Raw genomic sequence first — 23,061 nt, forward strand, 5'->3', positions numbered from 1 at the left:
TTGCAATGGAATGCACCATGACCGACTACCCTCACAAAGACGACAATGCACCGACCTTTCCCGGCATGCGCGAAGAGCTGAAGTCCGCTGTGGATGCCGCGCTGCCGCAGACTCCCGGCCAGTTTGGCGGACACCTGATCAAGCAGAAGTGGGGTCAAGACATTGACCCGACGACAGCGCAGCTGGTGACACTCGATTACGACTACGTCGGGCGTTCTGCGCAGAACGGCGTCCATCAGGGGCGGGTGGCGAGTTCCATGTCCCTGGCGCAGGTGCTGATTTCCAACTATCAAACCGTGGGCGACGGGCGTTTCGGCGAAACAGCGTTTGGCTTGTACACGCCACCCGATGTCGGGCCGTCCATCGTTGTTACGGAACACGTCGATGAGTTGGCCGAGCCCGGTAATGACTATCACCATTCCTACGAAGGCATTTATCGCCGAACCGTTCCGCAGCGCTACGGACCGCTGACCCAGATCGCCGTGAGGCCCGCCGATTTCAAGAAATGGGTCTGGGAACTGAATCTCCAGGACCGATATCAGGCTTACCTCGATCAAGCCTGGCCATCGGATGAAGTGATTGTCGCCCCCAGACCCCATGCGCTGAAAACCTCGGCCAAAGCGGCCTTCGTCATGGCCGCTTTGCTGCAGCAGCATGAGAACAGTCTGACCCCAAAGGGGAGCGAGCTGGCCATGCAGGCGGCAGGGCTGCCGTCGGATCAGGCATGGGCAACGCTGACGGTCGAACAACTGCAGACGCCCACCAGGGTGCCCGCGATGCTCAAGACGGGACGCCTGAAGCTTTATCGCTACACCGCGGAAGATATCTGGGGCTACCGTGACCCCGACGGCAGGATTCTGTTGTACATCCCCGGCAACTCGTCGCCCTTGCACCTGTTTGACGATTCCGGGCAATTGCATCAATGGGTTGTGAAGCAGGGCAGGCATGACGATACAAAACAGGCCTTGGCCGCCCACTTCGCCGAGGACGATCGCAAGGACGGCACTTTCCATGCCGGTGTGTTGACGGCGCTGGATGGCATGGCGGTCTACCCGAAGGTACACAGGCTGAGGAAAGAGGCGGGGTTCTTCAACGATGACGGCCTTTGGGAACCGGCCGGATACATCGGTTTCGATGACTCGCCATCAGGCATCGATCCGTTTGCCCAGCTGGTTCTGACCATGAAGGAGGCCTCCCGGGCCAGTGTCAAAACCATTCGTGACGATGCGCAGGTCAACCGGGACAACTTGAGTGCCGTCGTCGAACCGGTCGTGCAGTGGATCAACCGTTTCGGTCCGTTGGCGTTGTTCGTGCCCGGTGGTGAAGGATTGCTGGTGCTGGCCGGTATCATCGACGCCGGGTATGGCCTTGATCAGGCCGTCAACGGCGCAACATCGAGTGATCGAGCGTCGGGCGTGACCCGCACGGTGTTTGGCTTGCTCAATGCGCTGCCGCTGGCAGGCGCAGGCGTGGCGCTCAAGAGTGAAGCTACCGAGGCCGGTGCCATTGCCGAGAGAGTGCACGAACCTGGCGTAGCGCCGAGGGAGGAGGTTGCCAGACCGACGCCGGATCTGGCCGTTGCCCCGACTCCCGGACTATCGAACCTGATACTGCCGACCCGCGTGGAACTTCTGCGCGGAATCGGCCCGTCGGTGGCGTCTTTCAGCGATGAAATGCTGGCGCAGATCGGCAAGGTCAGTACAGTCGATGACGACATGCTGCGACTGATGCAGGCCGGGCGCCCGCCGACGCCTTTGCTGGCCGATACGATCAGCCGTTTCAGGATTGATCAGGAGCTCGGGCAAACTACCGTGGCACAGGGCGAGCGAGTCGAACTGTTCAACAGCCGTTACGAAGCGCTTCAGCACTCGGAACATGAATGGGGCCGGTTGTTTCAGCGCCAATACCCCGGCCTGCCCAAAAGCGCCATTGAGCAGATGCTCGACCGCTATGGAATAGACATCCAGAGTCCGCCCGAGGCGGCTCAGGTCCGGCAATCATTCGGCCGTCTCGACAGCAAGGCCCGCCAGTATCAACAACATGTGCGGTTCAATCGTGCCTATGAAGGCTTGTACCTTCGGTCGGTGGTTAGCCCGGAGTCGGACACACTGGCCCTGCATTCCCTCAAAAATCTCCCCGGATGGCCAAAAAGCCTTCGAATTGAGGTGCACGACAGTTCCCTCGCTGGCCGTGTTCTGGATCGTAGCGGTGCGTTTGACGCCGCCAGTGTTCGACGGTTGATCAAGGTGGGAAACCGTTACCAGAGTCGCGATGTGCCAACGGGCTTTTATGAAGTGGTCCTGGAAATCTTGTCCGGGGACGAACGTGAGGGGCTGCAACTTTCATCGCTCGATCCGGCCCGCGAGTTGCGGCTGAAAGTCGGCGAGCGGGCAATGCCTCGATCCGAACTCGTGCTCGGTCTGGGCAGGATGGATTCCGGTCTGCCCTTTGAGGCGCAAGGGCTGCGCGGTGGCGGCTACCCCGGTACGCCGCAGGCCGAAGGGTTGACGCACGAGATGATGAGGTTGCAGCTCAAGGAGCTTTATCCGGATTTCTCGAACGCTGAAGCAGATGAACTGTTACAGCGTGCTGGTGGCAATGCTCAGGTACACATCGATCAGCTGAAGCAACAGTTTCAGCAGCTCAACATTGACTTGAGTGGCTGGATCGATCAGGTGGCGGAAGACATTGAGGACATGGACATTCCCTTCCTGAACGAAGCTGACAACGAGGCACAGGGGCTGACTGATGAGCAGATTGAAGAACATAACGCGGACATGGTTCGGAACACCATGCACTACGAGCGTGAAACCAGGACCGAGCTGGCTGACGAGCTGATCGCCCTCTGGCAAAAGCGGGCATCGCAAGATCAGCGCGTCTATTCAGGCGGACAGCTTGTGGGGTTCAAGCTCGACCTGGCGGGCGAGGACTATCATCGATTGCCGGTCATGAACATCCGGTTCAACGAGGTCGTCGAGTTGTCGATGCCGCACTTCCATGTAACCGAGCGTGAAACCTTGAGTGGGTTCCTCGAGTGTTTTCCGAATCTGCAGACCTTGAATCTTGAGAGTGCCGAGCTGACTCAATTCGACGCCGAGGGTAGGGCGCAGACCTTTCTGCCGACGGCCATGTTCAGCCTGACTCATCTCACGTCGCTGAATCTCAGGGCCACGGGCCTGGTGTTCACCCAAGAGACGGCGTCGCAGTTGACCGGGTTGGTCAGGCTTCACACGCTGGACCTGAGTGAAAACCCATTGAGCGTACCTCCCGTGCTGCTCGGGATGAATGACTTGCGTCAGCTGAACCTGAGCGACACCCAGATTACCCGGTGCCCGATCGGCATCAGAGATGAGCCCTACATGATCTCACTGGATTTGCGTGATAACCGCATTACCCGGGTTCCGCCCGCGGTGATGAATCAGGCCGTCTCGGTGGAGCGTGTGCAGCTGTGGGGTAATCCACTGACGGACGAGGACACGCTGCGCCGACTGATCAGTCATCGTGAGCAAACGGGAATCAATTTATGGCTGAGCGCGCCAAGTGCTGACTATGGACAGCCGATTGTGTGGCTACGAGACTGCGACGAGCCGCTGCAACAGTCCCGACAGGCCCTTTGGCAGCGGCTGGCAGGTAAGCCCTCCGGTACGCGGTTTTTAGGCGTAATAGACAGGCTGAGCCTGATCGCCGACTTTCAGGTCAGTTATCTGTCGATTCAGGCGCGAGTCTGGCGACTCTTGGAGGCGGCAGATCTTTCAGACGCAGTATGGAGTCGATTGAGCGCGGGGCGTGGACGGTTTGAAAACCCATTGGTGGCTTTCAGGGCGCTGGAACAGCGCGCAGGCCTTTAAACGGATTTATCCGTGGGTTCGGTACAAGGAGGGAGCCTTGAACCCCGCGAAGGGGTTCAAGGTTTGACGATCAGCGGCGACGGAACAGCGGCAACGGTTCGTCGGTGGCGGCCTGATAGGTCACCGAGAAGTCCTTGAGACCTTCAAGGGCTTCGTACGGGTCTTTATCGGCGCGGATCGCAAAGGCGTCGAAACCGCAGCGGTGCAGGTAGAACAGCTGGTCGCGCAGCACATCGCCAATTGCCCGCAATTCGCCTTTGAAACCATAACGGTCACGCAGCAGGCGGGCGTTGGAGTAGTTGCGGCCGTCGGTGAAGGCCGGGAAGTTCAAGGCGATGACCTGGAAATTTTCCACGTCGTCACCGATTTCTTCCGCTTCTTCATCGGCATCCAGCCATACGCCCAGGCCGCCATCGCGGGCCTTGAGCATGCGGCTGTGTTCGCGCCACAGCTGCAACGGGACGATGTAGTCGTCGCAGTTGCTGATCTCGTCGATGTTGAAGTCCTTGGGCAGCAAGTGCCAGGTTTCGTCGACGACTTCGTTGTTCTTAATTATTCGCTGCATAGACACGCTCCTTGAAGAGGTCGATGCCAATACGCTGATAGGTGTCGATGAAACGCTCGTCTTCGGTACGTTGTTCGATGTACACGTCGATCAGCTTTTCAATCACATCAGGCATGGCTTCCTGGGCGAAGGACGGGCCGAGGATTTTGCCCAGGCTCGCGTCGCGACTGGCGCTGCCACCCAGGGACACCTGGTAGAACTCTTCGCCTTTCTTGTCCACCCCGAGGATGCCGATGTGGCCGACGTGGTGGTGACCACAGGCGTTCATGCAGCCGGAGATGTTCAGGTCCAGTTCGCCGATATCGAACAGGTAATCCAGGTCTTCGAAGCGACGCTGGATCGACTCGGCGATCGGGATCGACTTGGCGTTGGCCAAGGAGCAGAAGTCACCGCCCGGGCAGCAGATGATGTCGGTCAGCAAGCCGATGTTCGGCGTGGCGAAACCCTGCTCACGCAACTCGCCCCACATCGCGAACAACTGACTTTGTTCAACGTCGGCCAGAATGATGTTCTGCTCGTGAGACGTGCGCAGCTGGCCGAAGCTGTAACGATCGGCCAGGTCGGCAACGGCATCGAGTTGCTTGTCGGTGATGTCGCCCGGTGCAACACCGGTCGGCTTCAGGGACAGGGTCACGGCCACATAACCCGGCTTTTTGTGGGCCAGGGTATTGCGGGTGCGCCAGCGCGCGAAGCCCGGGTGTTCTTTATCGAGTTCGGCCAATGCCAAGGTCTGGTTGTCCAGAGCCTTGTACTCGGGGTCGACGAAGTGTTTGGCCACACGATGCACTTCGGCTTCGGTCAGCGTGGTCTGGCCACCGCGAAGGTGCTCCATTTCCGCATCGACTTTTTGCGCGAAGACTTCAGGTGTCAGGGCCTTGACCAGAATCTTGATCCGCGCCTTGTACTTGTTGTCACGACGGCCGTAGCGGTTGTAGACCCGCAGGATGGCGTCGAGGTAGCTCAACAGGTCTTGCCACGGCAGGAATTCATTGATGAACGCGCCGACCACCGGGGTACGGCCGAGACCGCCACCCACCAGCACACGGAAGCCCAGCTCGCCAGCGGCGTTGTGCACCGGCTCAAGGCCGATGTCATGGACTTCGATGGCCGCACGGTCGGAAGTCGAACCGTTGATGGCGATCTTGAACTTGCGCGGCAAGTAAGCGAATTCAGGGTGGAACGTGGTCCATTGGCGGACGATCTCGCACCACGGGCGCGGATCGATCAGCTCGTCGGCAGCGACACCGGCGAACTGGTCGGTGGTGACGTTGCGCAAGCAGTTGCCGCTGGTCTGGATCGCGTGCATCTGCACGGTCGCCAGTTCGGCAAGGATGTCCGGGATGTCTTCCAGCGCCGGCCAGTTGAACTGTACGTTCTGCCGGGTGCTGATGTGGGCATAGCCCTTGTCGAAATCGCGGGCAATCCTGGCCATCATTCGCGTCTGGCGCGAAGTCAGTTGGCCGTAAGGCACCGCCACCCGCAACATCGGCGCGAAGCGCTGGATATAAAGGCCATTTTGCAGGCGCAGGGGGCGGAATTCTTCTTCGCTCAGCTCGCCTGCCAGATAGCGTCGGGTCTGATCACGGAACTGCTTGACGCGGTCCTCGATGATCCGCTGATCGTACTCGTCGTATACGTACATATAAGTCCTGTTCTCAGGCTTGGGCCGGTCGGATCCAGTTGCGTTTTTCGCTTGCTGAAGTTTCCGATACTGCCTCGGCAATTCTGCGCGCACGGCCGCGCACTCCCAACGGAGCCGGGGCAAGATACCAGTTTGCAGTTATGCGCAAAAGTGATGTTTGAGTATATGTAAAGAACCAAAACGACTAATGAAGGCCAACGAGCTAAAACCCACATTTGTGGTGCGGGCAATCATCGTCTTAACTGTGCTCGAGTCTTTATGCAATCACCGATAAAACCGACAAGAGGCGATGCAATGAGCAACCCTACCAAAACGTCAAAACCCGATAGCACGGTCGATGCTTGGGCCATTCTGTTCCTGATCATCCTGGTCGTGGGCACTGCGGTATTTTGGGTCAGTCATCAATAACCGACCTCGTCCGGGTCCCATACCGACGATTGTCGGACAATAACCGGAATAAACGCCGTTTTCCGGGACTTCGCTGGCTATAATGCGCGGCGAATTGCCGGGGGGCTCGAACGATCAATGTTGAAGTTTTTCTACTCATTCCTGCTGATGCTTGGCGCAGTTTACGGCCCCGTTGTGCGCGCGGAATCGGTATTGTTCCTGAGCCCTGGAAAGACTGACGAAGCCTTCTGGATCAGCTATTCGCAATTCATGCAGGCGGCAGCCACGGATCTGGGCATCGATCTGCGAATTCTCTATTCCCGACGCATGCCGGAGCTCACGTTGGCGCAAGCGCGTCAGGCGCTGCAAGGCCCTGATCGTCCGGACTATCTGGTGTTCGCCAACGAACAGTACGTCGCCCCGCAGATCATTCGCCTGGCCCAGGGCAGCGGGGTAAAGCTGTTTATGGTTAACGCTTCGCTGACGGCCAATCAGCAGAGTCTGCTGCGGGATCGCTCTGATCAGTTGGGCAGCCTGGTGCCCAACGATGAGGAGGGTGGCTACCTGATGCTCAAGGAACTGATTCGCCAGCATCCGCCCGCGGCGCCCGGTCAGGTCATCGAGTTGCTGGCGTTTTCCGGCCTGAAGATCACCCCTTCGGCGCAACTGCGCGAGCAAGGCATGATGCGGGCCTTGGCCGAGCACCCTGAAGTGCGCTTGCGCCAACTGGTTTACAGCGGCTGGACCCGGGAACGGGCCTACGAACAGGCCAAACTGCTGTTCCGGCGTTATCCGAAGGTCTCGCTGGTGTGGTCAGCCAATGACGAAATGGCGTTTGGCGCCATGCAGGCGTATTCGGAGACGGGTGGGATACCCGGCAAGGATGCGTTGTTCAGTGCGGTCAACACCTCGCCGGCGGCGTTACAGGCGAAGGTCGACGGACGCATCAGCGTGCTGTTGGGCGGGCACTTCACGTTGGGCGGCTGGGCGCTGGTGGAGTTGCATGATCTTGAACTGGGTGTGGATCTCAGCCATTACGGCGGCCGAGACCGGCAAATCCCGTTGCTGCAATTGATCGACAAGGCACAGGCCAAGCGATTGCTGGCCATGGGGGAATCACCGGATTACGGTGTGAACTTCCGCCGTCTTTCAGCCAAGGGCCGGTCGACGTCGTATCGCTATCCGTTCAGCCTGCAAACCTTGATGCGCTAAACCCCGGCCAGATGCACCACCAGTTGCACGATGCCGTACAGCGTCAATGCGAACACCGCGGTGAACAAAATCCCCAGAATCACGAAATGACTGGGCTTGCCGTGAGTGAAGTCCCGCGCCCGGTTCTTCCCGCTCTGCACCCCGAACGCCGCCGCCATGACGCTGTGCAGCATCTGCCAGAAAGTGGGCGGCTTGTTGTCGGCTGGATCGTCCATAAACCCCTCGTCTGCCGTTTGAGTAAGACAAGCATAGACAACCCACGGAAAGAAGATCGCCCCAGGCGCTACCCGGTATAAATATGTACCGCCCTGGACGACAAACCTGCTGATTGACTGGTGCTTCATTTAACAGCATCAGGTATTGCCACATGAGTGGAATCCCAACGGCCCAGGAAAAGGGCCTTCACAACCATTTCATCAAAAAAAAGCTGCACGATCGGATACGCCACCTGACCCCGGCAAACATCCAGGCTCTGGATCGGGCGAGAACACCAGGAGGCCTGGCCGAAAATGCCATGCCAGACTGGTTTCAGAAGGCCTCCAGCGACCAACGACAAACCGTACGGGACGACCAGAAGCGCAGTCGAACCGCCAACGAAACCCTGGCAAAAACACTCACCGGGCTCAAAGGGGTCACCGAATTCGCGAAGCCGTTGCTCGAAGCAGCGTTGCAAAAAAAGTTCGGGTTGAAAGTTGATGTTGCGCAGACCTGGTTCTACGAGCCCTTTGCAGGCTCGCTGATCACTCACCAGACACTGCTGCAATTGGCACTGCGCAATTTTGAAGAACACCAGGCGTTTGATGAACATGACGTCATTGCTGAACGAGGTATGCGGGCTGCCTCTCTGGAAACTCAAGGAGGACCTTACGGTTGGGACTATCCGCAAAAGGGCCCTTCAACGCGCTACAGGATCAAGAAGCTACCGATAAAGCCCGCCGATTTCGCCTCGCTGTGCCGTGAACTGGATATCGGCAAGCAGTATCAGGAACATCTGACGGCGATGTTTGACGCCGCGGACAGGGCGGCCACCGTGCGCACCCAAACGCTCGGCGCGTGGGCGGACAGTCTGCGGGTGCATGCCCATATCGCCCACCTCAAATCGCTGATCACGCCATCGGCCTACAGCACATTGCTGGCCGTGCTCAACGGCGACAAATCGGCAACACTGGATGGTGAGCGCGTCACTTGCAGTCAGTTGCATGTGCTGGGGTCGCCTGTCAGTGAGCTGTTTGTCATTGGCGCAAGCCGGCGCAAAGGTAAAAAGGTCAACTTCAGCTGGACCAATCCCGGTGTAAACCTGTTTGACGTACTGGGTTACCAGGACTCGCGGATCATCGTCTGTATTCCGGGCGATCCGGTGGCGCCGGTCATGGAATATGCCTCGCTCAAGTCCTTTGAAAATGACCTGAGCTACAGGCTGCGCGATATGAACTACCAGCGCTCTTTCCTCAGGCTCATTCCTCACGGTGATGCGGGCAAGTTCCTCGGCAAGATCAAGACTGCTCTGCAAACACTCAAATGGAACCCGGATTTCCCACACCGTAAAGAAACCCTCTTGGGGCACATAGACGGAATCTACGAAAATGTTTACCGGGACGAGCCGGCTCTTGATATCAGTGAAGAATTTTTTGGCACGGAGCTGTTCGGCGAGCTGTACACGCGGCACCAGACGCGCCTCAAGGAGACAGCCGAGCAACTGGCGGTACCGACGGCCAAGGTCGATCATGACGCCTGGTATGAACGACTCGCCCGCTATGCCGAGTGGGGGCTGAACATACTCAACGTGGCGGCTTTTTTTGTGCCCGGCCTGGGCGAGGTAATGATGGCCGTGATGGCTGTGCAACTGACCACAGACATTTATCACGGGGTTGAAGCGTGGAGCATCGGGGACACGGATCAGGCCTGGAGTTATTTGAAGTCGGTGGCCGTGAACGTGGCATTCATGGCGGCTGTAGGCGCGGCTGTCAGTAAAGCGCCGAAAGTGCTGTCTACACCCATCGTCGATGGCCTGGTCAAGGTCAAATTGCCGTTTGGCAACGAACAGTTGTGGCGGCCTGGCTTGACGCCTTACCTGAGCGACAGGGTCTTGCCGGCGGGGCTCAAGCCCGACAAGCTTGGGCAGTATGAAGTGGGCGGCAAGACCTATATCAGGCTCGACGGTAACGTCTACGAAAAAACCTTCGACCCCACGCTGAACAAATGGCGTTTCAAACACCCGACGGACCCGAACGCTTACTCCCCCGTTCTTGAACACAACGGTGAGGGCGCGTGGCGCCATCGTTTCGAGCGCCCGCTGGGGTGGGATCGTGCCACCTTGTTACGACGTCTTGGCCCGGTCACCGACGGTATTGACGCGGCGACGCTGGAGAAAATCGCCGATATCAGCGGCGTTAACGACGACGCGTTGCGCAAGATCCATACGGATAACCTGCGCTTGCCATCAGCGTTATCCGACACGTTGCGGCAGTTTCAAATCGACCGTCAGCTCAATGAAATGATTGAACAGATTCGTCTCGATCAGCCGGTGCCGGACAGCCGCTACAACGCGATCTTGCCACACGTGATCAATATGCCGCGTTGGCCGCAGGGGCGGGTGATCGACGTGTTCGACAATGCAAGCCTGAGCGGTGCTTCGTCCCGCTATGGTGAGGCGTCGACACCCGTGAAGCCGAGCATCAGGATTTCCCGTGAGGATGTGTCTGCCGGGAAATTGCCCGAACGAGTGCTTGCGGCACTGGAGGAGGAAGAAATCGTTCGCTTGCTGGGGGGTGAAGGTGCACGGGTCGAGGCAGAGCGTGAAACGGTTTTTCGACAACAGCTTGGCGACCACCTTTCGGGCAACAAAACCTCATTGTTCGACACACTCAGCCAGGATTCCAAGGCAACAACGCGTGAAATTCAGGCGCTGCAGCGTACTTTCCCCAGTCTATCGACGGACGCGGCGCAAGGAGTCCTGGCCAATGCCACCGCCAAGGAACGGCTGCACATCAAACAAACCGGCCGACTTCCCACCAGTCTGTTGCTCAAGGGGCGTGCGCGCGCCCGGGTGACTCGGCTGAACAAGGCCTTGGCCGGACTGCAGCTGGAGAGCATGGCGTCATCCGACAGCCAGCGCCTGGCGCTGCACAGCCTTGAAAAACTCCCCGACAGGCCGAAAAGCCTGCGCCTGGAAGTTCGTCAGGGCGATTGCGGCGGAAAACTGCTCGACACCATCGGTAGCGAGACGGCCGAGCAAGTCAAATACCTGGTCAAGGACGGCTATCAACATCATCAAGCCAATCAGTTCCAGGCCTTCGACCAGCAAGAAAACTCGTTGAGCAGCGTACCGAAAGAAGGCGACAACTTTTTCTCTTCGGTCATGCATGCGTTGCCGGACGACGTCCGCACTCAGTTGGGCATGCCCAATGTGACGCAGGGTGCCAGGTTACAAAAGACGTTGACCACCTACGCCATGGGCCACCGTGATCAGATGATGGAAACCCTCGTGCCCAACGCCGCCATGCCACGATTCCGTTCGCCGGTGCGACTGGCCGACGGCAGGGTCGGCTACCCATTGAGCGGGCGAGGTGCCGGAGCAAAGGTGAATCCCTCATTGGTCTCCAGGTTGCGGGATGTCTATCCGATCTTCTCCGATGAGGTGGCGGAATTGATGGTCATCAAGCTTGCGCGTGATGGCATGACCGAAACGCAGATCGCCCATTTTCTGAACATGCGGGGCCGGGAATACGAGGCCCTGACGGCGCAGCTCGAACAATGGATAACCAGCGGCGGCCAGAATACTGCCCGCCATCAAGTCGCACGAAACATTCGATACGTCTGGCAGCGGAGGGGTATTTACGATGGCGATGCCAGTGTTTCTCTGGACGTGGGCGCTGCAGACAGCCTGCCGGAACTGGCCGGCAACTTTCCTCACGTAAGTCGTCTGAATATGAGTGTTGGTGGAGTATTGAGTCAGACGCCGGAAGCCTTTGTGCGCCAGTTCCCCAACGCCCGGTCGCTGACGTTGGGAGTCCAGGATGGCGTCGATAGGGTTCAACTGGCCGAGAGACTAAAGGCACTGCCGGGTATTCGTGAGCTGGAGATGGCAGGGCCGCTGGGTCCGGAATTCACCGACGCTGCCCAATCGGTGATAGACGCGATGCCACAACTGCAACGATTGGACGTGATCGGCATGGCGGGCGAGCTGGATGTCAGTCGCCTGACTCAACTGCATTCGTTGAGTGTGTACGGAACGACAGAGGTCTGGCCGAAGGGCGCTCTGCAATTGCCGCAGCTCAGGTCGCTGGATCTCACTCACTCAAGCGTCAAGACACTTCCCCCTGAATGGCTATCCGGTCATGAATCACTGTGGCCCGGCATGAAACTCAACTGGGCCAGGCTGAGCACTGAGGACTTCGTGAAGGCATACGAGTATGTGCACGACAATCCTGCGCATTTGCTGGATACCGGGCAAATGCTGGATCGTTATTGCCAAGGCACGCTACACAACGCCCTGGAGACAAGCGACGAGCTTTCGAAGATTGCCCTTGGGCGAATGAAGGTTGAGGGGTTGGCAGGGCGGGTGTTGCTGGCACGGATCAATGCACTGCGCCAGGATGGACAGGCATTGCGACAGCAACTGGAGGCGTGGCAGCAGCGAACAGCAAGAGTCAATGGCCGGCAAGTCAACATTCGGGAACGAGAATCCGTTGCCCGGCGAATCCGTGAGTGTTGGCGTGATGGTCTGCGTAAACGCTATGGCGGTACGCAGGAGGCACAGTCTTCGCAGCCTCTGGCCGGGTCTTCAACGGTGTGGCCATTGCCTGGCATGCCGCGACAAATCATTGCATCGACTCTTGATTTGTCCGGCTGGCCGCTGGGCGATCTGCCTGAACTGCCAGCGCTGTCAGCAACGAATTTTGCCCATGTGCAAACCCTGCAAATGTCGGGTGTGGTGGCCTCATCCGAGGATTTCAGTCGTTTTTTGAGCGGCTTCACCGACATTCGTGGGTTGGATCTGAGTGGCAATCAACTGCAGGATCTCCCGTCGGCATTGGGCAATCTCGGAAAACTCAGTTATCTGGAGCTGAGCCGAAATCACCTGACAATTACCCCGAGTATGCAGCAACGCTTGAACCGGTTGTCTGCCCTTGAAAGCCTGGACTTGCGCTATAACCGGCTCGATTCGCTGGATGTCAGCGCCATGACCCGCTTAAAGACCCTGCGTGTGGGTCATTCCGCCATTAAGGACTGGCCAAAAGGTGCATTGAACTTGTCCGGCCTCGGCAAGCTCGAGTTGAACAACAGCGCTATCACGACGATTCCTGAGGCTGCCCTGACCGGCCATGACGCTCTAAGGATCGATATGACTGGCTGTCGATTGACGGCCAAGGCCCGCACCGATTTGCTGGCGAGTACTTCTTCCGAAACACCCATGGGTATCTCCAGAGCCAGCTTGCAGGCGGGCATTACCCTGGGTGAGCCAGAGTACTTTCCGGTTCTGGTCGCGCAAAATCCGGACTTGTTATTGCCGCTGCCCGTTGTACCTGGCAATGACCTGACACGCTTGACCCCACAAGCCCGCTTGCGAAGGCTTGATCCGGACCTGCCAGGCGTCGAGGCGATACGGATAATTGATGAACTGACGTTACGCCATGGCGGCGCTGGCCCCCTGTATGAGCAATTGGCCAAATGGGACAGACAACATCAGGCATTGACGAAGACCCTGAACACATGGATCGAAACCCAACCACAGCGGATGGGTGAATCCTCTCCTCCTGTGTGGATTGCAGCCACCGAGCGTCGTCAGGCGGCTGACCGGATAATGGCGTGCTGGAGGCAGAACCTTCGCGGGGCGCAGGCCGTGGAGAGCGCATCGGGAGGTTACATCCTTGATCTGTCCGATAACCCCTTGGGCAATCTCCCGGCTCTACCCGCCGACTTCGCTCATGTCGGTGCGTTGAACCTGAACAACGTTTATCTGAGAGAGGAGGGGCTAAGCGATTTCCTCGGCGCGTTTACTCACGTTCATACCCTGGCGCTGAATGCCAACGCATTGAGTGCCTTGCCAGAGTCCGTGACCTCATTGAACAGCCTCAAGCGACTTTCGGCAGTCAATAACCGTTTTTCCAATGCACCTCAGCTCCAGCGTCAGCTTGCAGGATTGAGCAACCTGGAATCATTGAACCTGTCCGAAAACTGGCTTGAGTCGCTGGATGTCAGCCCTCTTACCCGTTTGCAGGCCCTCGATCTGAGTGGCAATCGCCTGGTCATCTGGCCGCAGGGAACGCTTCAGCTCCCCTCGCTCAGCGCGCTGGATTTGCGCGACAACATGATCGAGTCCATTCCGTCGGTCCTGATGGCCGATGAACACAGGGAATTGCGTGCGGGCACGAATCTGGCCAGCAACGAAACTCTGGATGGCGCGAGCCTGCTAATGCTGCGTAATCAGGTGCTGGAGGGCGAGCAGATAGTGGGATGGACGCCAGAAGAGATTGATGAGGCGTTGGAGCGGATTGATAGCAGTAGCGACAGCCGCAGCTTTAACGACAGCGATAGCGATGACTCGATTGCAAGTGACGTAGAAGTAGATTTGGATGAGGTGACAGGTACTGACGCCCGTGAGCGATGGATCGCTCCGTCAGCAGCCGACTCAGAGGAATTGATACGGATATGGAATGACTTCGAGCAAGCGCAAAACAGTAAGTTCTTCTTCAATCTGCTGACCAGAATGGAAGGTACGACAGACTTCCTGACGGGACGTCCTGATCTTGTGCGGCGGGTCCATACCGTGATGAGGGTGGCCGATAGCGACGCAGGTCTGAGGGATACGATCTTCGAAATGGCGAGGTCTGGCGCAACCTGCGTTGATGGTCAAATCCTGTTGTTCAGCGATATAGAAGTTAAGACTTTCGAATGTGAGACCGCGAAGTCAATTTCCCCGGGCCAACAAGGTAAAGTCTTGTTCAGACTTGGCAGGAACCTGTTTCGCCTTGGCGAAGTCGAGAAAATCGCTAACCGCGACATTGTCCAGCGACAGGCAAGCCGCCGTTCAACTGATCCGGCGGAAGTGCGGTTAGCCTATCGTATCGGCCTTGCCGAGCGACTTGAGTTGCCGGGGCAACCAAGAGGCATGCGCTACAGCGGCAACGTAACGCCTGTCATGCTGGATGCGGCCCATGCTGAAGTGATCGCGGCAGAACAATCATCGGCATTTGTTGATGATTTGGTCGGCCGCCAGTACTGGAGCGACTATTTGAAGGACAAATACCCTGAACGGTTCGCCCAGGTGCGAGAGGGGTTTGCAGGCAGAGAGCATGAGGTAGACGAGGCGTATCCAAATTACGGCGAAGGCGCGGAGGAACAGTACAAGACCGCCATGCGGGTGATAGAGGCAGACCTTCTCTTCGAGCAAGGAAAGTTGGTGCGCGAATTGTCTGAAAAAGAACGGACGCTGGTGGGGCTGTAACGTTTAGCGGCAGCTTTCACAAGAACCCCGGGAGTCGCACCAGTCGACTCCCGGGACCATCATCAGTTGTCGTAACCCAGGTTCGGCGCCAGCCAGCGCTCGGTCACGCTCAACTCCTGACCCTTGCGCGACGTGTAGCTCTGCACTTGATCCTTGTCGATCTTGCCCACGGCAAAATACTGCGCCTGCGGGTGAGCGAAGTACCAACCGCTGACCGCTGCCGCCGGGAACATGGCGTAGTGCTCAGTGAGGAACACGCCGCTGCGGCCGGCTTTCATTTCCGAGGCCTCGGGGTCCAGCAACTTGAACAGTGTGGATTTCTCGGTGTGATCCGGGCAGGCCGGGTAGCCCGGGGCAGGGCGGATACCGGTGTATTGCTCTTTGATCAGCGCCTCGTTGTCGAGCGTCTCGTCCTTGGCGTAACCCCAATAATCTTTACGGACCTGCTGGTGCAGCCACTCGGCGCACGCCTCGGCCAAACGGTCGGCCAGTGCCTTGACCATGATCGAGTTGTAGTCGTCGCCGGCATCCTGATAGGCCTTGGCCACTTCTTCGGCGCCGATCCCGGCGGTGGTGATGAAACCACCCACGTAGTCGGTCACTTCGCTGTCCTTCGGTGCAACGAAGTCAGCCAGGGAGAAGTTCGGTTTGCCGTCGGTCTTGATGATCTGCTGACGCAGGTGATGCAGCTTGGCAATCGGCTTGCCGTCATCGCCATAAACTTCGATGTCGTCGTCACGCACCTGGTTGGCCGGCCAGAAGCCGAACACCGCGCGGGCGCTGATGAGTTTCTCGTCGATCAGCTTGGCGAGCATTTCCTGGGCATCGGCGAACAGCGCGGTGGCGGCTTCACCGACCACTTCGTCCTGCAGAATGCGCGGGTACTTGCCGGCCAGGTCCCAGGAGATAAAGAACGGCGTCCAGTCGATGTATTCGGCCAGGACTTTCAAGTCGATGTTGTCCAGCACCTTGGCACCGGTAAAGGTCGGTTTGACCGGCGCGTAAGTGCTCCAGTCGAACTGCGGTTTCTTGGCGATGGCCGCCGGGTAACTCAGGCGCTCGGTACGGGCGCTACGGTTGGCAGTACGCTCGCGGACGTCGATGTATTCCAGGCGGGTCTTCTCGACGAAAGCCGGTTTCAACTCCTTGGACAGTAACTGCGTCGCCACGCCCACGGCGCGGGAAGCGTCGGTGACGTAGATCACTGCGTCGTTGCTGTATTTCGGCTCGATCTTCACTGCCGTGTGCGCTTTCGAGGTGGTCGCGCCGCCGATCATCAGTGGCAGATGGAAGTCCTGACGCTGCATCTCGCGGGCCACGTGGACCATTTCATCCAGCGATGGCGTAATCAGGCCGGACAAGCCGATGATGTCGCACTTCTGCTCCTTGGCCACTTGCAGGATTTTTTCGGCCGGCACCATCACGCCGAGGTCGACGATGTCGTAGCCGTTACAGCCCAGCACCACGCCGACGATGTTCTTGCCGATGTCGTGCACGTCGCCTTTTACCGTGGCCATGAGGATCTTGCCCTTGGCTTCCGGTTTGTCGCCTTTTTCCAGTTCGATGAACGGGATCAAGTGGGCCACGGCCTGCTTCATCACGCGGGCGGATTTCACCACCTGCGGCAAGAACATTTTGCCCGCGCCGAACAGGTCGCCGACGATGTTCATGCCGGACATCAGCGGGCCTTCGATCACTTCGATCGGGCGAGCGAACGACTGACGGGATTCTTCAGTGTCTTCAACAATATGTGTGGTGATGCCTTTGACCAGCGCATGCTCCAGACGCTTGTTGACGTCCCAGCCGCGCCATTCTTCGGTTTCGGTTTCCTTGACGCTGCCGTCGCCCTTGTACTTGTCGGCAATGGCGAGGAGGGCGTCGGTGCCTTCCGGGGTGCGGTTGAGCACTACGTCTTCAACGGCGTCACGCAGCTCGGCCGGGATCTGGTCGTAGATCTCCAGCTGACCGGCGTTGACGATGCCCATGGTCAGGCCGTTGCGGATCGCATACAGCAGGAACACCGAGTGAATCGCCTCGCGCACCGGGTTGTTGCCCCGGAACGAGAACGACACGTTGGACACGCCGCCCGAGGTCAGCGCGTACGGCAGTTCGTCACGGATGTAGGCACAGGCATTGATGAAGTCCACAGCGTAGTTGTTGTGTTCTTCGATACCGGTGGCCACGGCGAAGATGTTCGGGTCAAAGATGATGTCTTCCGGTGGGAAGCCGACTTCGTTGACCAGAATGTCGTAGGAGCGTTTGCAGATTTCTTTCTTGCGCGCTTCGGTGTCGGCCTGGCCGGCTTCGTCGAAGGCCATCACCACCACGGCGGCGCCGTAGCGCTTGCACAGTTTGGCGTGATGAATGAACTGCTCGACGCCTTCTTTCATGCTGATGGAGTTGACGATGCCCTTGCCCTGGATGCACTTGAGGCCGGCTTCGATCACTTCCCACTTGGAGGAGTCGATCATGATCGGGACGCGGGAGATGTCCGGTTCGCCGGCAATCAGATTGAGGAAGGTCACCATGGCCTTCTTCGAATCGAGCATCCCTTCGTCCATGTTGATGTCGATCACCTGGGCGCCGGCTTCAACCTGCTGCAGGGCGACTTCCAGGGCTTCGGTGTAATTGTCTTCACGGATCAGCCGGGCGAACTTGGCGGAACCGGTGATGTTGGTGCGTTCGCCGACGTTGACGAACAGCGAGCTGCGATCGATGGTGAACGGTTCCAGGCCCGAGAGGCGGCAGGCCTTCGGGATGTCCGGGATTTCGCGCGGCGCATAACCGGCGACGGCGTTGGCGATGGCTTCGATGTGGCCCGGCGTGGTGCCGCAGCAACCGCCGACGATATTGAGGAAGCCGCTTTGGGCAAATTCTTCGATGACCTTGGCGGTTTCCGACGGCAGTTCGTCGTACTCGCCAAATTCATTCGGCAGGCCGGCGTTCGGGTGCGCGGATACGTGGGTGCTGGCCTTGTTCGACAGTTCTTCCAGGTACGGGCGCAATTCGCTGGCGCCGAGGGCGCAGTTCAAACCGACCGAGATGGGCTTGGCGTGGGCCACGGAGTTCCAGAAAGCTTCGGTAGTCTGGCCGGAGAGCGTACGGCCGGAGGCATCGGTAATGGTGCCGGAGATCATGATCGGCAATTCGACGCCGAGTTCTTCGTACACACCTTGCACCGCGAAGATCGCCGCTTTGGCGTTCAGGGTGTCGAAAATGGTTTCGATCAGAATCAGGTCGGCACCGCCTTCGATCAGGCCTTTAGTGGCCTCGGTGTAGTTTTCCACCAGTTCATCGAAGGTCACGTTGCGGTAGCCAGGGTTGTTCACGTCAGGCGACAGCGAGCAGGTGCGGCTTGTAGGGCCGAGCACGCCAGCGACGAAGCGCGGCTTGTCCGGGGTTTCCAGGGTCTTGGCGTCTGCCACCTTGCGCGCCAGGCGTGCGCCTTCTACGTTTAGCTCGTACGCCAGGCCTTGCATGCCGTAGTCAGCTTGGGACACTTGGGTGGCATTGAAGGTGTTGGTTTCCAGAATGTCGGCGCCGGCATCCAGGTAGGCTTTCTCGATGGCGCCAATCACGTCCGGGCGCGTCAGGACCAACAGGTCGTTGTTGCCCTTGACGTCACTTGGCCAGTCGGCGAAGCGTTTGCCGCGGTAATCCTGCTCTTCGAGCTTGTAGCTCTGGATCATCGTGCCCATGCCGCCATCGAGAATCAGGATGCGCTCTTTGAGGGCGTGCTTGAGAGCTTGAAGGCGAACACTGCGATCGGACATTTGGACTACTCGGAAAGACCATGACGAAGGGGCGGGATAATAGCAAACCTGCGTGGTTTTAGAGCATGTCCCGGTTTTGCATGAATATCGCTCATGTTGGAGCGGGGGGCAGACCGGTAGAATCGCGACGTTTTTTCATGATCGGGACCAGGGATATGTCTTATCGCGTCATCAGCATTGTTTTGCTGTTTTTAAGCTGGGGCGCCGCCGCGCAGGATCCGGCCATTTCCTCTGCCATTTCCTACAGCCGCGACATCCAACCGATCTTCACCGAAAAGTGTGTGGCCTGCCATGCCTGCTATGACGCCGCCTGTCAGCTCAACCTGGGCAGTGGCGAAGGGGCCGCTCGTGGCGCGACCAAGGTCCCGGTCTACGACGGCCAACGCCGCCAGGCTGCCGCGCCGACCCGGCTGTTTTATGACGCCTTCGGTAAACGCGCCTGGCAGCAAAAGGATTTCTATTCGGTGCTCGACGCTCAAGGCAGTCAGGCCGCGTTGATGGCGCGGATGCTCGAGCTGGGCCACAAAACGCCTTTGCAACCCAATGCCAGGTTGCCAGAAGAGATCGTTCTGGGCCTGAGCCGGGAAAACACGTGCGCGATGCCGGCCGAGTTCGACGGCTACGCCAAATCACATCCCAAAGAGGGCATGCCGCTGGCGGTCACCGGTCTGACTGACCAGCAATACCAGACGCTGCAACGCTGGCTGGCGTCCGGCGCGCCGATTGACGAGCAAGGTCTTGTACCGAGCGCCAAAGAAGCGTTGCAGGTGGTGCAGTGGGAAAACCTGCTCAATTCACCGGGCGGACGGCAAAGCCTGGTGGGGCGTTGGTTGTTCGAGCATTGGTTTCTCGCTCATCTCTATTTCAAGGACGGCGAGCCGGGGCATTTCTTTCAGTGGGTACGTTCGCGCACGCCGACTGGCCAGCCGATTGATCTGATCAACACACGCCGCCCGAATGACGATCCGGGCACTCAGGTGTATTACCGCTTGTGGCCGGTGCAAGGCGTGGTTGTGCAGAAGACGCACATCACCTACCCGTTGAGCGCGGCGAAGATGGCACGGATCAAAAGCCTCTTCTATAACGGCAACTGGCAGGTCAACGCCTTGCCGGGCTACGGGCCGGAGCGTCGGGCCAATCCGTTCACCACGTTCGAGGCAATCCCGGCCCAGGCGCGTTATCAATTCATGCTCGATAACGCCGAATACTTCGTCCGTACGTTTGTTCGCGGCCCGGTGTGCCGTGGGCAGATCGCCACCGACGTGATCCGCGATAACTTCTGGGCACTGTTCCAGGCGCCTGAACATGATCTCTACATCATCGATCCGAATTATCGCGGCCAGGCCACGCCGTTGTTGGCGATGCCGGGGCAGAACGACGATGTCGGCAGCGTCCTGAGCCTGTGGCATGACTACCGCGACAAGCGTAACGAGTACGAGGCGCTGCGCCGTGACAGTTACGCCGACGCGCCGGCGCCGAGCTGGTCGACCTTGTGGGCCGGTAACGATAACGCCTTGCTGACGATCTTCCGGCATTTTGACAGTGCCTCGGTGAACAAAGGCCTGATCGGTGACGTGCCGCAAACGATGTGGCTGTTCGACTTCCCGCTGCTGGAGCGCACCTATTACCAGTTGGCGGTCAACTTCGACGTGTTCGGCAACGTCTCCCATCAGGCGCAAACCCGGCTGTACTTCGACCTGATCCGCAACGGCGCCGAGCAAAACTTCCTGCGCCTGATGCCGGCCGATTCGCGCGACGACTACCTCGACGACTGGTACCAGAGCGGCGGCAAATTCAAGATGTGGCTGGACTACGAGGCCATCGATAACGACAAAGAGACGGCGCTGGTACTGGACGAAAAGGACCCGAAACGCGATTTCACCCTGCAGTTGCTGGCCCGTTACGGCGACCTCAACGCCAAGCCGGATCCGATCAACCGTTGTGACGGCGCTTATTGCTCGCGGCCGAACATCGATCTGGCCTTGCAGAGCGCCGAGCAGGCGTTGAGTCGTCTGACTTCGCGTCCGGCGGCCGGGCTGAAGGTTATCGATCAGTTGCCGGAAGCGACTCTGCTGCGCATCGAAACCGCGAGCGGCAAGCGTGAGGTTTACAGCCTGCTGCGCAACCGGGCGCACAGTAACGTCGCGTTCCTGCTCGGTGAATCCCGGCGTTATCAACCGGGGCTCGACACGATCACCATTTTTCCGGGCGTGCTCAGCAGCTATCCGAACTTCATGTTCAACATTCCGGCCGAGCAAGTGCCTGAGTTCGTGGACGAGATGGAAAACGCCAAGGATGCTAATCGCTTCGAAAAAATCGTCGAGCGCTGGGGCATTCGCCGCAGCCATCCGCAGTTCTGGTTCTACTTCCATGACCTGAGCCGGTACGTCCACGAGACCGATCCGGTAGAAGAGGGCGTGCTGGACATGAACCGGTACGAGAATCTTTGATTAAGGGCCCTGTGGCGAGGGGGCTTGCCCCCGTTGGGTTGCGAAGCAGCCCTCTGCATTCTTCAGATACACCGAGTTGTCTGGTTTACGACTGCTGCGCAGCCGAACGGGGGCAAGCCCCCTCGCCACAGTTCCCGACAAAAATACTAGGACTTTGTACGGCGCGATGATTGGCGTAAACTGCGCCCAAGCCTGCGAGGAGTTTCCATGACCGCTATTACCATTACCGACGCCGCCCACGATTATCTGGCTGATCTGCTCTCCAAGCAGAACACCCCAGGCATCGGCATCCGCGTCTTTATCACCCAGCCTGGCACCCAGTACGCCGAAACCTGCATTGCTTATTGCAAGCCGGGCGAAGAAAAACCTGAAGACACGGCGCTGGGGCTCAAAAGCTTCACCGCTTACATCGACTCGTTCAGCGAAGCGTTCCTGGACGATGCGGTAGTCGACTACGCCACCGACCGTATGGGCGGCCAGCTCACCATCAAGGCGCCAAACGCCAAAGTACCGATGGTCAATGCCGACAGCCCGATCAACGAGCGTATCAACTATTACCTGCAAACCGAGATCAACCCGGGGCTGGCCAGCCACGGCGGTCAGGTCAGCCTGATCGATGTGGTCGAAGACGGCATCGCCGTGCTGAAGTTCGGCGGCGGTTGCCAGGGCTGCGGCCAGGCAGACGTTACCTTGCGCGAAGGCATCGAGCGCACCTTGCTCGAGCGCATTCCCGAGCTCAAGGGCGTTCGTGACGTCACCGACCACACGCAGAAAGAAAATGCCTACTACTGAGTAAGGTGTTCGCTGCAAACATAAAAAACGGCGCCCCGTGAGCGCCGTTTTTTTATGGGTGAAATTCACTGACGCCTTCGCGAGCAAGCCCGCTCCCACATTTGATCGCATTCCAATGTGGGAGCGGGCTTGCTCGCGAAGGGGCCCTATGGGCGATACAAATGCGCATGCCCCGCACGGTACAGCGATGATTCACTGAAGTGATCACTGCCCAAAACCCGACCCACCAAAATCAACGCCGTGCGTCGAAATCCCTTGGCTTCAACCTTCTGGGCAATATCCGCCAACGTCCCCACCACCCAGTCCTGATCCGGCCAGGTCGCCCGGTGAATCACCGCAATCGGGCAATCCGCGCCGTAATGCGGCAGCAATTCGGCCAGGATTTTCTCCAGATGATTAACCCCCAGATGGATCGCCATGGTCGCCCCGTGCTGCGCCAGGCTGCCGAGCTCTTCGCCGGCGGGCATCGCGGTTTTGTCGGCATAGCGGGTCAGGATCACGCTTTGCGATACGTCGGGTAACGTTAGTTCCGCGCCCAACAGCGCCGCGCAGGCCGCCGTCGCCGTGACACCGGGAATGATTTCAAACGGGATGTCGAGTTCGCGCAGGTAGCGGATCTGCTCGCCAATGGCGCCGTAAAGACTCGGGTCGCCAGAGTGCACCCGGGCCACGTCCTGGCCCTTGGCATGGGCGGATTTGATCAGCTCGATGATCTGTTTCAGGTGCAGTTCGGCGCTGTTGACTACCTGTTCGGCGCGATGGCCTTCCAGCACGGCGGCGGGCACCAGGGAGCCGGCATAGATGATCACCGGGCAGCTGCGAATCAGCCGTTGGCCTTTGACGGTGATCAGTTCCGGGTCGCCGGGACCTGCGCCAATGAAGTAGACGGTCATCGTCGGTTCCTGTGAGAAAAAGGGGCTGGGCAAAGCTTCAGATGAAGATTGC

Annotated in this window: 10 protein-coding genes; 5 read left to right on the top strand and 5 right to left on the bottom strand. The window is 58.7% G+C overall.

Features of this window, described 5'->3' with window-relative positions; translation table 11 throughout:
* The first annotated feature begins 17 nt into the window (after positions 1 to 17).
* Positions 18 to 3,848: a leucine-rich repeat domain-containing protein gene (locus ACSQ87_RS13175; protein WP_223433078.1), complete on the top strand. Its 3,831-nt coding sequence runs from the start codon at positions 18 to 20 to the stop codon at positions 3,846 to 3,848.
* 70 nt (positions 3,849 to 3,918) lie between these two features.
* Here the strand turns inward: ACSQ87_RS13175 and ACSQ87_RS13180 are convergent, their stop codons facing one another.
* Together ACSQ87_RS13180 and ACSQ87_RS13185 are read right to left on the bottom strand one after the other, a co-directional pair.
* On the bottom strand, positions 3,919 to 4,413 hold the full coding sequence (locus tag ACSQ87_RS13180; RefSeq protein ID WP_111449837.1) for a DUF934 domain-containing protein: 495 nt from the start codon (positions 4,411 to 4,413) through the stop codon (positions 3,919 to 3,921).
* A complete protein-coding gene (locus ACSQ87_RS13185) occupies positions 4,397 to 6,055 on the bottom strand; it encodes a nitrite/sulfite reductase (protein ID WP_223433077.1) in 1,659 nt (552 codons plus the stop codon). The genes ACSQ87_RS13180 and ACSQ87_RS13185 overlap by 17 nt, the downstream gene beginning before the upstream one ends.
* A gap of 525 nt (positions 6,056 to 6,580) precedes the next feature.
* Between ACSQ87_RS13185 and ACSQ87_RS13190 the strand changes: the two genes are divergently transcribed.
* Positions 6,581 to 7,654 carry an ABC transporter substrate-binding protein gene (locus tag ACSQ87_RS13190; RefSeq protein ID WP_223433076.1) on the top strand — a complete coding sequence of 358 codons (1,074 nt, stop codon included), beginning with the start codon at positions 6,581 to 6,583 and terminating at the stop codon, positions 7,652 to 7,654.
* On the opposite strand, the gene ACSQ87_RS13195 is transcribed toward ACSQ87_RS13190, so the two are convergent.
* Positions 7,651 to 7,869, bottom strand: a complete 219-nt coding sequence (locus ACSQ87_RS13195) for a DUF2970 domain-containing protein (protein ID WP_008154959.1) — start codon at positions 7,867 to 7,869, stop codon at positions 7,651 to 7,653. The genes ACSQ87_RS13190 and ACSQ87_RS13195 overlap by 4 nt on opposite strands.
* Before the next feature lie 152 nt (positions 7,870 to 8,021).
* Between ACSQ87_RS13195 and ACSQ87_RS13200 the strand changes: the two genes are divergently transcribed.
* Positions 8,022 to 15,101 carry an NEL-type E3 ubiquitin ligase domain-containing protein gene (locus ACSQ87_RS13200; RefSeq protein ID WP_436273664.1) on the top strand — a complete coding sequence of 2,360 codons (7,080 nt, stop codon included), beginning with the start codon at positions 8,022 to 8,024 and terminating at the stop codon, positions 15,099 to 15,101.
* Positions 15,102 to 15,163: 62 nt separating this feature from the next.
* Here ACSQ87_RS13200 and metH read toward each other — a convergent pair whose 3' ends face one another.
* Entirely contained in the window at positions 15,164 to 18,874 is a 3,711-nt protein-coding gene (gene metH, locus ACSQ87_RS13205; protein ID WP_223433074.1) for a methionine synthase, read from the bottom strand.
* A 155-nt stretch (positions 18,875 to 19,029) separates the two neighbouring features.
* Between metH and ACSQ87_RS13210 the strand changes: the two genes are divergently transcribed.
* Both ACSQ87_RS13210 and nfuA read left to right on the top strand, forming a co-directional pair.
* Positions 19,030 to 21,324: a fatty acid cis/trans isomerase gene (locus ACSQ87_RS13210; RefSeq protein WP_436273665.1), complete on the top strand. Its 2,295-nt coding sequence runs from the start codon at positions 19,030 to 19,032 to the stop codon at positions 21,322 to 21,324.
* Positions 21,325 to 21,531: 207 nt separating this feature from the next.
* On the top strand, positions 21,532 to 22,116 hold the full coding sequence (gene nfuA / locus ACSQ87_RS13215) for a Fe-S biogenesis protein NfuA (RefSeq protein ID WP_046048486.1): 585 nt from the start codon (positions 21,532 to 21,534) through the stop codon (positions 22,114 to 22,116).
* Positions 22,117 to 22,262: 146 nt separating this feature from the next.
* Here the strand turns inward: nfuA and cobM are convergent, their stop codons facing one another.
* On the bottom strand, positions 22,263 to 23,009 hold the full coding sequence (cobM, locus tag ACSQ87_RS13220) for a precorrin-4 C(11)-methyltransferase (protein WP_436273666.1): 747 nt from the start codon (positions 23,007 to 23,009) through the stop codon (positions 22,263 to 22,265).
* Between the last annotated feature and the right edge of the window lie 52 nt (positions 23,010 to 23,061).

The sequence above is a fragment of the Pseudomonas sp. LjRoot277 genome, from assembly GCF_964253845.1.
Lineage (GTDB): Bacteria > Pseudomonadota > Gammaproteobacteria > Pseudomonadales > Pseudomonadaceae > Aquipseudomonas.